This window comes from Gordonia sp. UBA5067, from assembly GCF_002414845.1.
GTDB lineage: Bacteria > Actinomycetota > Actinomycetes > Mycobacteriales > Mycobacteriaceae > Gordonia > Gordonia defluvii.
This window is the reverse complement of record NZ_DIAX01000051.1, coordinates 27,453-40,401: the sequence shown is the minus strand read 5'-3', so window position 1 is coordinate 40,401 and position 12,949 is coordinate 27,453. Positions and strand designations below refer to the sequence as shown.

The window sequence follows — 12,949 nt, the reverse complement described above, 5'->3', positions numbered from 1 at the left end:
GCGGTCGGCGAGGTTGCTGATGCCGCTGGTGGACCAGGCGCCACGGATCGGCGGCCGAAGTAGGAACCCCATCCTCGCCTGCGCTAGCACCCGCTGCGCTTGTCGCGAAGGGGGGAGCTGTGCTGGTAGGAGGTACCATGTCGCAATATTACTAGAACACGTGAACTAGTGTAATACATGTTGTGCGACGGCTCAATTGCCACGCGACAGCCGTCCTGATCGGGTCTCGACATCATGGCGCCACGATGCGACCGACTGGGCGGAGTCGGTCTTGTTGGTCCCAATGAAGCCGTTCGGACCGCGCTTGATCCAGCCGGTGACATAGACACCGGGGACGGGGATATCGCCGTCGACAACGCGGCCTGCGTCGTTGGGGATCACGCCGCTTTGTTCGTCGAAGGGAAGGCCCGGCACTGCCACACCGTGATACCCAACCGAGGACAGGACGAGCCCGGCGTCGATGTCGAGAATTTCGCCGGTGGGGGTGGCGGTGCCGTCGGCGGCAATGGTGTTGCGCGCGAAGCGAACCCCGCTGACCGTGCCGTTTTCAGTCCGAATCTCGGCTGGCGCGAGGCCGAAGGCAAAGCGGATCGTGGGGCGGGCCAACTCCTCGGTGGTGTAGGTGCGCTGCGAAATCTCGCGGAGGAGTGCGAGTTTCTCCTGCTCGGTGATGTTGTCGGGGTCGGCGGTGACGCCGACAAGGTCGGCCGGGTCGACGAAAATGGTGGGATCCTGGTGATCCACCAGGCCGATGAGTTCGGGCAGGGTGAATGCTGCTTCCCGCGGACCGCGTCGCCCGACGACGACAACCTCGCGAATTCCCTTGCGGCGCAGCGTATCCAATGCGCCACGTGCAATAGTTGTCGACTCGAGGCCGGTCGGATCGGCAGTCAGGATCCGGGCGACGTCGAGCGCGACATTGCCGTTGCCGATGACGATGACCCGCGGTGCGGACAGATCGAACTGCGCGTCGGCGAAATCGGGATGGTCGTTGTACCAGCCGACCAGCGACGTGGCGGCAGCGAAGCCGACAGCATCGGTACCGGCCACCCCCAACGGGCGATCGGTGGCGGCGCCACCGGCCCAGAACACTGCATCGTGGCGCGCACGCAATTCGTCGACGGTGAGGTCGCGGCCGACCTCGACGCCCAGCAGGATGCGCAGGCGCTCATGGCGGGCGATGTCGTCGAAGAGGTGCATCACCGCGCGGGTGGCGGTGTGATCGGGCGCGACGCCGTAGCGGGCAAGGCCGAACGGGGCGTCCAGCCGCTCGTACATGGTGATGGTGACGTTGGGCAAGCGCAGCAATTCGTCGGCCGCATACATGGCCGATGGTCCGGAGCCGACGATGGCGACGTGTTGCGGTCCGGCGCGCAACGGTCCGGGCGTGGCGACCGGGGCCAGCGGCAGACGCTTGGCCATGTCCACGGGAAAGCGGACCTCGCCGAGGATGCTATTCGCGCCGTACTGGGCGGCGTTCACCTCGGCGAAGCGCGTCTGCTCGGGCTTCAGGCGATGGCCGGGGACAATCGCGCCGACCGGACAGGCGGTGACACAGGCTCCACAGTCGACGCAGGTGGTCGGGTCGATATAGAGCATTTCGGCGGTGCCGAAACCGGGCTCATCGGGGGTCGGGTGAATGCAATTGACCGGGCATGCGTAGACGCAGGAGGCGTCGCCGCAGCACGCCTGAGTGACGACGTGGGGCATTGAGGTGGGCTGCTTTCTGGTCGGCCTGCGCGCTACGCGGCGGCCGAGTAGGTCGGCTCGCTGCGGTAGCGGGACGGCCGACCGGAGATCCGCATCAACCGCCAGACGCGTCGGGAGACCGGGTTCATCAGGCCGCACTGCTCGGCGAGCATCCGGACGTCGCCGAACACGTTGGCCAGGAACTGGCGCGACTGCGGCGAGCGCCAGAACTGCTCCTTCCACACCGACCGCGGAATATCGAAGGTGCGCCGGAACTCGCGTGGTGGCTTGGCAATCACCTCGCACAACAGGCGCATGACGATGGGCATTGTGATCGACAGGGCGAACCGGGTCAGCGGCCCCTTCTTGGGGATGGACTCGCGCAGCAGGTGGTGGGCAAAGGAGATATGGCGCGCTTCCTCGGCAACATGCAACTGCATGATGGCCTGCATGGTCGGATGCAGATTCTGATCCTTGCGCAAGAACTCCTTCTGAATGTGATCGATTGGCTCTTCGCCGGCGAGCACGCCGAAATAGAAGACGCTGGGGAAGATTGTCGAGAACAACGGGATGATCGGGGACAGGCGGCGGAACCAGCGCGGGCCGCCGGGGACGTCGACGCCAGTGCGGTTCACGAACTCCTGAAACATCAGGGTGTGGTTGCACTCTTCTTTGGCTTCATGCGTGGTGTAGCGGAACTCCTTGGCGCCGTTGGGCAACCGGTCGGAATACTGCATGAGGCCACGGATGAGGATCGACTCGAACTGCAGGCCCACCTTGGCGACGTTGGCCTGGCGCCACATGCCCATGGCGATCTGCTTGTCGACCGGTTGCTCGGCGAACCACCGATGCCGCCCGACCGGATCGTGCGGGGACATGATCCAGCGCCGGTCATTGGGAACGACGGCCATCTGGGGCGAGTCCCAGTCGATGTCGAGGTACGGGTCGAAGTTGCGGTGCACCGACGCGTCGGACAGGTCGTCGAGGACCTGGTGGTAGTCCTCACGAACCTGGGACTTGGCCACGGGGACGTATTGGTGGCTCGTACTCTGCGGGTTGAGTGTGCTGGTCATCGTCGACCTCCGAGGGCGGGGAAGCGGTGTCGCTCTCGCCGGGCCGGCAACAGCGCCATGTCTCAACAGCCATTGTAACGGTTCTTGGTGGCATTGGGAATGATGCTTCTCGGGATGACCGCTGGCCTGCTTCGATTGAGCGGTCGTGCTCATTCCCGGCGGGTAGCCCGTCATCGACAGTGGCCCGGCGCCCTCGGTGCCGGGAGCCGGAGTCTCCCGGCATATCCCTGCGGGCGCCATTGCGACACGACGCCACGCGAACCGCTGGGCGCCGGGCACAATGACGCCCATGGAAGCGATTCTCGTGATTATCGTCGGGGTCCTGGCCATTGCCGCGGCCAACGCACTCGGCCCGCGGGTCGCGATTGCGCCGCCACTGATCCTGGTGACCGGCGGCCTGCTCGTCGGACTCCTGCCACAGGTGAACGTGATGGTTTCGCCGGAATGGATCCTGCTCGGCGTCCTGCCGCCGCTGCTGTACTCGGCGGCCGTGTCGATGCCGACGATGGAGTTCCGCCGCAATCTGGCCGCGATCGGCGGCCTGTCGTTGACCCTGGTGGTGCTCAGTGCAGTTGTGGTCGGTGTGGTCGTGCACGCACTCATCCCCGAGATTTCGCTATGGACCGGAATCGCGGTGGGTGCGATCGTCTCGCCCACCGATGCGGTGGCGACGCAGATGGTCAAGCGACTGGGGGCGCCCAGCCGGGTGGTCGCGATCCTCGAGGGGGAAAGCCTGCTCAACGATGCGAGCGCGTTGGTCCTGCTGCGCACCGCGGTGGCTGCGACAGCGGTGAGCATCTCGATCGGCGGTGCCATCGGCGGCTTCGTCTGGGCGGTTGTCGCGGCGCTCGGCATCGGGTTTCTCGTGGGCAAGGCGAATCTTCTCGTTGCGTCCCGGCTGAGCAATTCGACGGTCACGACGGCGGTGTCGTTCACCATCCCGTACCTGGCCTATCTGCCCGCCGAACATGTGGGTGCCTCCGGTCTCGTCGCCTCGGTGACCGCCGGCATCGTCACCGGGGTGGGCGCCGCCAGCCACCTCAGCGCGGCGCATCGCATGGCGGAGGTACACAACTGGCGCACCATCGAACTACTCCTAGAGGGTGGGGTATTCCTGCTGATGGGCCTGGAACTGTCCTCGCTGATCGGGGATGTCAGCCGGGACGGGGGGCGGCTGCACACGGCGTTCGGCCTGGCCGCGCTGGTGCTCGTCGTGGTGCTGGCGGTCCGCGTCGCGTTTGTCGGTCCGATGGCTGGAATGTTGCACCGCCGTGCGCGCCGGCTCGACGACCTGGCTCCCAAACTGCGCGAGATCGGCAGTCGGATGCCTGACGACGCCCCACCCAGGGTGTCCCGCAAGTTGAACCGCAAACTCGCCGACCTGGACTACTTCTTGTCCTCGCCGCTCGGCTGGCGGGAGTCGACCGTCGTCGTATGGGCCGGTATGCGCGGGGCGGTGACGGTGGCCGCGGCACAGACCCTGCCGATCGAGACAACGTCACGATCGTTGCTGGTGCTGGTCGCCTTCCTCGTCGCGCTGGGTTCGCTGCTGCTCCAGGGATTGACGCTGGGCCCGCTGGTCCGCCTGCTCGGCGTCACCCCCGACGACGCGGAGATCGACGTCGAGCGCAATACCCTGCACGTCCGGCTCCGCGGGGTCATCGAGGACGACCTCGCCGACCGGTTCGCCACCGACCCCGAGCACTACCGGCGGGTGCGCGAGGTGGTGGTGCGGTCCGAGGACTCCGAGGACGGCACCGTCGCGCATGTCGGGCGCGCGGAGTTCGCGGCGCTGCGGCAGGCGATGATCGACGCCCAGCGGTCCGAGCTGCTGGCGCTGCGTGATGAGGGCCAGTTCAGCTCACAGGTGCTGACCGAGGCGCTCGCGCGGCTCGACGCCGAGCAGATCAGCGTCGACCTCTATCACTGACGCCGGGATCGATCTCCGGCTACGCGGTGAGCCCGAGAACTGTCGGGGCGACACTCATGAACAAAAGCAGTGTCGTCATGAGGAGGAACCACAGGAGCCCCTGCCACACCGGCCACCGATTGTTGACCTTCCAGGCCCGGTAGGTCCGGATCCCCGCGGCCACCGCACCGATAAGGGTGATCAGCGGGCACGCGGCGAGCAGCACGGTCCGCGTGGTCCCGTCGGCGGCGCCGCCGGCGATGAGGGCCCCCAACGCGAGTGCCACGGTGACGGAACCGTGGATAAAGGCACGTCGAATCGTTGGATCGGTGGTCACGGACATCGCTCCTCAAGTGGGAATTCAGGTCGACGCTGAAGTGAACGGACGATGAAACTTTCAGCCTGCCGTGGGCAATTCGTCCCTATTCAGCCTACGTCACACTACTTCGTTTGACGGTCGCAGCGGTTGGGGTAACGATGGACACAAGGTGCCCGATAGGTTGCCGATCGCCACTCGAGGAGGATCACTCATGCCCACTGTCGTCGTCGGAGTCGATAGCACCGAAACGTCGCTGCACGCGGCTCGTTGGGCCGCTTCGCTGGCCGCCCGCGAGGAGTCGGAACTACACATCGTCGGTGCGTATGATGCCAGCACTAGCGACTATGCCCCCGGCCTGGTGATCCCGCAGGATGTCGTCGAGGCGATCGCCGGCGAGGCCAAGGACGCCGTGAAGCAGGCGGCCGCCGCCGCGTTGGAGGCGGCACCGGATGTCCGGGTGCGCACCAGCGTCGGCGAGGGTGACGCCGCGCGGACCCTCCTCGAAGTCGGCAAGGACGCGACGGCCATCGTCATCGGCACCCGTCGCCTCGGCAGCGTGCGCGGCTTGGTGCTCGGCTCGGTGGGCGTCACCATCGCGGCGCACTACCACGGCCGGGTCGTCGTCATCGACGGAGAGGGAAAGGCCGGACCGGTCGTGGTCGGCGTTGGCGACACGCCGATCAGCGATCCGGCCGTCAAGGAGGCCTACCGTCAGGCGGACTCGCTGCGGGTACCGCTCGTCGCGGTCCACACGTGGGCGCAACTCGACGCCGACGCGCTACACGGCTTCGGTATTGAGCCCGACGCGGTCGAGCGGATGAGCACCGAGGCCAATGAAGCGGTCGCCGAGCGCCTGGCCGGCTACTCGCAGGACTATCCCGACGTGGAGGTTCAGCGCGTCGTCGTACCCGATGATCCGGCCAAGGCCATCGTCGCCGCCGCCGACGAGCGCGGCGCGTCGCTGATCGTCGCCGGCAGCCGTGGACGCGGTGGCTTCAAAGGTCTCCTGCTCGGTTCGACCAGTCAGAAGATCCTGCAGCATGCGAGCTGCCCGGTCATGATCGTGCGCGAGTGACCCCGTAGGAGCAGCCGCGTGCCTATGGTGGGCTGGTGGAAACCGGCCGGGTACGGAACGTTGTCAGCAAGCCTCGGCTGGACTATGCGGTATTCGGAAGCACCGCTGTCGTCGTCTTTGCCTTCGTCGGATGGGGAATCGTAGCCCCGCATTCGATGCGTGTCGCGACGACGAGCGCGATGACGTGGGTCACCGCCAACATGGGTTGGCTCTACATCGTCGCGGCCAGTGGGTTCGTCGTCTTTGTGCTGGTCGTCGCGTTCACCAAGTATGGCCGCATTCCGTTGGGCCGCGACGGCGAGAAGCCGGAGTACCGGACGATCAGCTGGATTTCGATGATGTTCGCCGCGGGCATGGGAATCGGGCTCATGTTCTTCGGCGCCTACGAGCCCTTGCTGCACTACCTGCAGGAACCCCCGGGTGCCACGGTGAGGACCCCGCCGGGGACGGTGGGGAACCATCTACCGGCGGCGATGGCGACCACGATGTTCCACTGGGGCTTGCACCCGTGGGCGATGTACGCGCTGGTAGGCATGGTGCTCGGCTATTCGACGTATCGGAAGGGCCGCGGCCAGCTGCTGTCTGCCGCCTTCACGCCGCTCCTGGGATCGCGGCGCGCCAACGGCCCGGCCGGGAAGGTCATCGACGGGCTTGCCATCGTCGCGACGCTGTTCGGCACCGTCGCCTCGCTGGGCTTGGGGGCACTGCAGATCGGCTCTGGACTGGAGGCGGTGAACTGGGTGTCGAGTCCGTCGAAGATGATGCTCGTCGCGATCATCGCCGTGCTGACCGCGGCCTTCGTCGCGTCGGCGGTGTCGGGTGTCGCCAAAGGTATCCAGTGGTTGTCGAACATCAACATGGTGCTGGCGCTGATTCTGGCGGTCTTCGTGTTCCTGGTCGGACCGACGGTGTTCATCCTCAACGTCATTCCGACGACGCTGGGCTCCTACTTCGACCAGATCATGGCGATGGCCGCACGATCCTCGGCGACGGTCGACGGGGCCGGCGAACAGTGGCTCGCCGAGCAGACCATCTTCTACTGGGCGTGGTGGGTCTCGTGGACGCCTTTCGTCGGCATGTTTCTGGCGAAGATCAGCCGGGGCCGCACGATTCGCGAATTCGTCGTCGGCGTGATGATCGTGCCGTCGACGGTGTCGCTGGTGTGGTTCGCCATCTTCGGCGGTACCGCGATCCGACAGCAGAACGAGGGCGCGAACTACCGCGTCGGATCGGCCGGCGACGAGGAGGACCTGCTATTCCGCGTCCTCGACCATCTCCCGCTGACGGGGATCGCCTCGGTCTTGGTGATGGTCCTGGTGGCGATCTTCTTCGTCTCCGGCGCCGATTCCGCGTCACTGGTCATGGGCACCTTGTCGCAACGCGGTGCCCACGAGCCGAGCCGCTGGATCACCGTCTTCTGGGGCGTGCTGACCGGTGGGGTGGCGCTCCTGCTGCTTGTCGTCGGCGGCGGCGAAGGAAGTGCCGATGCGCTGACCGGGGTCAAGCAGATGGCGATCCTGGCGGCCCTACCGTTCGTCATCGTGATGATCGCCCTCGGTGTGTCCTTCGTGCGGGACATCCGCCACGATCCGCTCGTCACGACCAGCTCGGCAGCCAAATCTCTTGATGCCAATGCAGTTTCGTGATCGGCACGCCGGTCAGCACCGGCCACAGCCAGGCGAAGTTGAGGATGACCACCGCCAGATAGAGGGCAACCAGACCGACGATGAGGATTTGGCGATCCGAGGGTGAATCGTTCGCGCGCCTGGGGATCGTCGCGCCATAGCGCAGGACGTCACCGAGGCACAAGGCGAGGCCGATAATGAGGAACGGCGCCATGAGGGTCGCGTAGAAGAAGTACATCTGCCGGTCGATGTTGGCGAACCACGGTGCGAATGCCGCGCCATAGGCGACGAGAACCACCCCGTACCGCCAGTCCCGGCGGCCCGCGAACGACCACACTGCCCACGCGAGGACGGGAAGTGCGGCCCACCAGATCGCCGGGGTGCCGATCAGCATCTGCACGCGCGCGCATTCGTCGGCGCCGCAGCGGTCCGGTCCCGTCTCCACCGCATACAGCATCGGGCGCAGCCCCATCGGCCACGTCCACGGTTTCGACTCCCACGGGTGGTGGTTGCCGGCCGCGTTGGTCAGCCCTTCGTGGAACTTGAGGATCCCCGACTGGTAGTACCAGAGGGAACGCCACGCCGCCGGCACCCAGCCCAGGGCGCCGCTGCCCCCGCCGCTGACCTGGTAGCGGTACACCGAGGTCTCCGAGGCGAACCACGGGGCGAAAGAGCCGAGGTAGAGCAGGACCGGCATCACGGCCAGGCTCAGCGACGACGGTAGGAGATCGCGTGCCAACACGCCCACCCACGGCCGCTCGACCCCGTATGCGCGGCGCGCGGCAACGTCGAACGCCAGCGACATCAGGGTGAACGCGACAACGAAGTAGATGCCGGACCACTTCGTGCCACACGCGAGGCCGAGCAGCACACCCGCGGTGAAGCGATACCAGCGGAAGCCCAGCCGCGGGCCGTACGCGCCGGAGAACGGTCCGCGACGATGGTAGGCGTCGTCGAGCCGGCGGCGCATCTGGTCGCGGTCGGCGATCAGCGCGGTGAACGCGGCGACGACGAAGAAGGTCTGGAAGATGTCGAGCATGCCCATGCGGGATTGGACGAAGAGCACCCCGTCGCAGATGGCGAGGATGCCCGCCATCGCGCCGACCAGCGTCGAGCGGGCGAGCCGGCGGGCGGCGCAATAGACCATGACGACGATGGCGATGCCGCACAGGGCCGAGACGATCCGCCAGCCCATCGGGGTGTAGCCGAACACGGCTTGCCCGATCGCAAGCATCCATTTGCCGACCGGCGGGTGCACGATGAGGCCGTAGGCCGGGTTGTCCTCGATCCAGTTCGCGCCGGTGAGCACCTGCCAGCCCTGCGGGACATAGTGCTTCTCGTCGAAGACCGGGGTTCCCTTGTCGGTGGGATGCGTCAGATCCCACAGTCGTGTGAGGCTGGCGAGCACAGCGATGACGATCCCCACCAGGAGTCCGCGCCGCCGGTCCGCGGCGCCGAAAACGGGGTCCGGAATCGTTCTGCCCGGGCTGCGGCCAAGGTCCTCGACGCCGCCCGGCGAGGAAATCGACCTGGGCGTGCCGCTCGGCCGAACGACGAGCCAACTGCTGGTGGCGTTGTCGTCGGCGGTCGTCACCAGGTCGATGGTAGTGGGCGCGACCGAGGTTGCGCCTAGGCTGGTCAACCATGAGTGCCGCGCACGCGAAACCAAGGGGGGATGGCCCCGCTGCCGGCGCCCTGGTGTTGGCCGCCACGCCGATGGGACAGTACGGCGATGCGTCGCCGCGCCTGCGGGCGGCACTGGCCTCGGCCCACATCGTTGCCGCCGAGGACACCCGCCGCACCCGTGCGCTGGCCGCCGGGCTGGGGGTGGTGATCACCGGGAGGATCGTCAGCTACTACGACCAGGTCGAGGCCGTTCGGACCCCCGGGCTGGTCGAAGCCATCGAGAACGGGCACACCGTCCTCGTCGTCACCGATGCGGGAATGCCGTCGGTCAGCGACCCGGGGTTTCGGCTCGTCGCCGCCTGCGCCGACGCCGGCCTGCCGATCACCTGCCTGCCGGGCCCCTCGGCGGTGACGACGGCGCTGGCCGTTTCGGGACTGCCGTGCGAGCGGTTCTGCTTCGACGGTTTCGCTCCACGAAAACCCGGCGCCCGGCGGAAGTGGTTGGCCCAGTTGGTCGCCGAGCCGCGCACCGTCGTCTTTTTCGAATCGCCGCACCGGCTGGCCGACACGCTCGCCGACGCCGTCGACGCGCTCGGCCCGGACCGGCGCGTCGCGGTGTGCCGCGAGTTGACCAAGACCTACGAAGAGGTGCGTCGGGGGCGTCTCGACGACGTCGCCGCATGGGCGGCCGACGGGGTCAGGGGGGAGATCACCGTCGTGCTGGCACCGGGAGCGGCGCAGGTCCCGGAGATCGACGATCTTGTGGGCCGGGTACGGACCCTGGCCGGCGGCGGGATGCGTCTCAAGGACGCGTGCGCCCAGATCGCCGAGGAGACCGGGGCGTCCAAGCGCGAACTCTACGAGGCCGCACACGACGCATGAGTGCCGGCGATCAGGTCGCCGCGATGATGGCGGCCGCCTTGTCCAGGCACTCTTGCCATTCGCGCTCGGGGACCGAGTCGATGGTGATGCCGCCGCCGACGCCCAGGCGCATCGCACCGTCACGATCGACTTCAACGGTCCGGATGGCGACCGACAGGTCGAGCTCGTGCTCGGGCCCGGCGATACCGACCGCCCCGCAGTAGACCCCGCGCGGCCGGGACTCCCACCGGCCGATCAGTTCGGCTGCGCGGATCTTGGGTGTGCCGGTCACCGAGGCGGGCGGGAAGGTCGCGGCCAACAGCGCATCGTTGCCGACGGTGGGATCGAGCTCGGCCCGCACCGTCGACACCAGGTGCCACACACCGGGGGCGCCGACGACCGTCAGCAACTCGGGCACGGTCACCGACCCGACGCGTGCGACCCGGCCGAGGTCGTTGCGGACCAGGTCGACGATCATCACATTTTCGGCGACATCCTTGACCGAGGCGGCCAGCACGCCGGGATCGGCTCTCGCGGGCGCGGTGCCCTTGATCGGCGACGAGGTGACGGCGCCGGTTCGGCGGCGCAGGAAGGATTCGGGGGAGAAACTCGCGACGGTGCCCCAGGGCCCCTGGAGGAAGGCGGCCTTCACCGGCGCAGTGGCCGCGGCGACGGTCCCGAAGAACTCGATCGGCTCTCCCCGCAGGCGCCCGTCGACGCGGGTGCAGATACACGCCTGGTAGATCTCGCCGGCGGCGATCGCCGCCAGCGCGTCCGCCACCGCCCGGCCGTGGTCGGCGCGGCGGTGGGCCGACGGCTCGTGCCAGTGCCCGGTCACCGGCTCGGTCCGCGGCGGGGGAGAGGTCAGCACGTCGGTGATCCAGCCCGGGCACGCCGCGCCCGTCACATCGGCATAGGACCATTGACCGCCGCGCAGGATGAGGATCGCGTCGGCGAGCCCGCCCGCCACACTGGGAAAAGGCGCATGCTCGCTGTGGACCGGGAAGCCCAGGTGCCCCAACCAGAACCGATCGGGATGATCGGGCGGACCCAGACCCGCGACGAGTTCGAGGGAGGGCGCGATAACGGCCTCGGCCCCGAACCAGGAACCGATGAGTGCCGCCGGCGGCGGCAGCCCCTCCTCGCGCGTGTGCCGGTGCAACGACCGCAGCACGTCGAGCGCGCTGGGGCTCATCTCCGATCAGTCCCGCGCGGGCGCCTCGAGGCGCGGGAAGACGGGGGTGGGCCGGGGCAGTTCGGTGCCGGGCGTCAGGCGCCGGTCGACGGCGGTGAAGTCCCGGTCGGCGGCCGGTACCGACAGTTGGTCGAGAATCTGCCTGCTGGACAGCGGCATCACCGGCTGGGTCAGCAGGGCGACGATGCGGACCACCTCGGCACAGACGTAGAGCACCGATGCCGTGCGCGCCAGATCCGTCTTGGCCAGCTTCCACGGCTCGTGGGCGGAGATGTACCGGTTCGCCTCGGCGAGGGCCTGCCACAGCGCTTCGAGGCCGAGGTGGATCGCTTGCGCGTCGAAGTGCGCACGCACCGTTGGTAGGAGTTCGGCGGCCTGCCGCAGCAGGGCGCTATCGGCGTCGGTGTAGTCGCCCGGCGCGGGGACCGCACCGTCGAAGTACTTCGCGATCATCGAGGAGGTGCGCTGGACGAGGTTTCCGAACTCGTTGGCGAGGTCGGCGTTGATCCGCGCGACCATGGACTCTGCGGAGTAGGAGCCGTCCTGGCCGTAGGAAACCTCGCGCAAGAAGAAGTAGCGCACCTGGTCGAGGCCGAACGCGTCGATCAGTTCGACGGGGTCGACCACGTTGCCCACCGACTTGCTCATCTTCTCGCCGTTGTTGAAGAGGAATCCGTGCGCGAAGACCCGCTTGGGGAGTTCGATTCCCGCACTCATCAGAAACGCCGGCCAATAGACGCAGTGAAACCGGATGATGTCCTTGCCGATGACATGCAGATCGGCCGGCCAGTACCGGTCGAACAGCGCCGTGTCGTCGGGGAAGCCCACCCCGGTCAGGTAGTTGGTGAGTGCATCGACCCACACGTACATGACGTGGCCGGCGTTGCCGGGGACCGGCACGCCCCAGTCGAACGTGGTGCGTGAGATGGACAAGTCGGTGAGACCGCCACGCAGGAAGCTGACGATCTCGTTGCGGCGGCTTTCGGGCCCGAGGAAGCCCGGTTCCTCGTCGTAGAGCGCGAGCAGCCGGTCGGTGTAGGCCGACAGGCGGAAGAAGTACGTTTGCTCCTCGGTCCAGGTGAGGACGTGGCCGTTGTCGCCGGCCACGCGCTGACCGTCGTCGCCGACGGTGGTGTCGACCTCGGCGTAGAAGGTCTCGTCACGGACGTCGTACCACCCCGAGTACTTGTCTAGATAGATGTCACCGGCCGCCGCCATCCGATTCCAGATCTCGGTCGACGCCCGCTTGTGATCGTCGTCGGAGGTCCGGATGAAGCGGTCGAAGCTGGAGCCGAGCCGCTCCTGCAGTGCCTGGAACTCGTCCGAGTTGCGCGACGCCAACTCGGCGGTGGCGATTCCCTGGGCCTGTGCGGTCTGCTGCATCTTCTGGCCGTGGACGTCGGTGCCGGTGAGGAACCGCACGTCGAAGCCGTCGAGTCGTTTGAACCGCGCCAAGGCATCGGCGGAGATGTACTCATAGGCGTGCCCGATGTGCGGGGCGCCATTGGGGTAGGCGATCGCCGTCGTCAGGTAGAACGGGCGGTACTCGCCATAGGAGGAGTGGCTGGCCATAGTGC

Annotated in this window: 10 protein-coding genes; 4 read left to right on the top strand and 6 right to left on the bottom strand. The window is 67.4% G+C overall.

Annotated elements, in window-relative coordinates; genetic code table 11:
* Positions 1-192: 192 nt before the first annotated feature.
* Both B4M62_RS08430 and B4M62_RS08425 read right to left on the bottom strand, forming a co-directional pair.
* Positions 193-1,710: a 4Fe-4S binding protein gene (locus B4M62_RS08430; protein WP_290706646.1), complete on the bottom strand. Its 1,518-nt coding sequence runs from the start codon at positions 1,708-1,710 to the stop codon at positions 193-195.
* Positions 1,711-1,742: 32 nt separating this feature from the next.
* Positions 1,743-2,762: an AurF N-oxygenase family protein gene (locus tag B4M62_RS08425; RefSeq protein WP_290706644.1), complete on the bottom strand. Its 1,020-nt coding sequence runs from the start codon at positions 2,760-2,762 to the stop codon at positions 1,743-1,745.
* A gap of 289 nt (positions 2,763-3,051) precedes the next feature.
* Between B4M62_RS08425 and B4M62_RS08420 the strand changes: the two genes are divergently transcribed.
* Positions 3,052-4,692, top strand: coding sequence for a cation:proton antiporter (locus B4M62_RS08420; RefSeq protein ID WP_290706642.1), 1,641 nt, complete (start codon positions 3,052-3,054; stop codon positions 4,690-4,692).
* Positions 4,693-4,711: 19 nt separating this feature from the next.
* Here the strand turns inward: B4M62_RS08420 and B4M62_RS08415 are convergent, their stop codons facing one another.
* Positions 4,712-5,008, bottom strand: coding sequence for a hypothetical protein (locus tag B4M62_RS08415; RefSeq protein WP_290706640.1), 297 nt, complete (start codon positions 5,006-5,008; stop codon positions 4,712-4,714).
* Between the two features lie 193 nt (positions 5,009-5,201).
* Here B4M62_RS08415 and B4M62_RS08410 point away from each other — a divergent pair, with 193 nt between their 5' ends.
* Positions 5,202-6,065 carry a universal stress protein gene (locus B4M62_RS08410; protein WP_290706638.1) on the top strand — a complete coding sequence of 288 codons (864 nt, stop codon included), beginning with the start codon at positions 5,202-5,204 and terminating at the stop codon, positions 6,063-6,065.
* Positions 6,066-6,100: 35 nt separating this feature from the next.
* On the top strand, positions 6,101-7,711 hold the full coding sequence (locus tag B4M62_RS08405; protein ID WP_290706636.1) for a BCCT family transporter: 1,611 nt from the start codon (positions 6,101-6,103) through the stop codon (positions 7,709-7,711).
* On the opposite strand, the gene B4M62_RS08400 is transcribed toward B4M62_RS08405, so the two are convergent.
* Positions 7,662-9,215 carry a dolichyl-phosphate-mannose--protein mannosyltransferase gene (locus B4M62_RS08400; RefSeq protein WP_290706710.1) on the bottom strand — a complete coding sequence of 518 codons (1,554 nt, stop codon included), beginning with the start codon at positions 9,213-9,215 and terminating at the stop codon, positions 7,662-7,664. The two genes, B4M62_RS08405 and B4M62_RS08400, sit on opposite strands and share 50 nt — an antisense overlap.
* A 119-nt stretch (positions 9,216-9,334) precedes the next feature.
* Between B4M62_RS08400 and rsmI the strand changes: the two genes are divergently transcribed.
* Positions 9,335-10,198 (top strand): 16S rRNA (cytidine(1402)-2'-O)-methyltransferase, encoded by an 864-nt coding sequence (gene rsmI, locus B4M62_RS08395; protein ID WP_290706634.1) that lies wholly within the window; start codon positions 9,335-9,337, stop codon positions 10,196-10,198.
* A gap of 10 nt (positions 10,199-10,208) precedes the next feature.
* Here the strand turns inward: rsmI and B4M62_RS08390 are convergent, their stop codons facing one another.
* Both B4M62_RS08390 and metG read right to left on the bottom strand, forming a co-directional pair.
* A complete protein-coding gene (locus tag B4M62_RS08390; RefSeq protein ID WP_290706631.1) occupies positions 10,209-11,372 on the bottom strand; it encodes an aminodeoxychorismate synthase component I in 1,164 nt (387 codons plus the stop codon).
* Between the two features lie 6 nt (positions 11,373-11,378).
* The gene (gene metG, locus B4M62_RS08385; protein WP_290706629.1) at positions 11,379-12,944 is read right to left on the bottom strand and encodes a methionine--tRNA ligase; all 1,566 of its coding nucleotides are present in this window, start codon (positions 12,942-12,944) and stop codon (positions 11,379-11,381) included.
* Between the last annotated feature and the right edge of the window lie 5 nt (positions 12,945-12,949).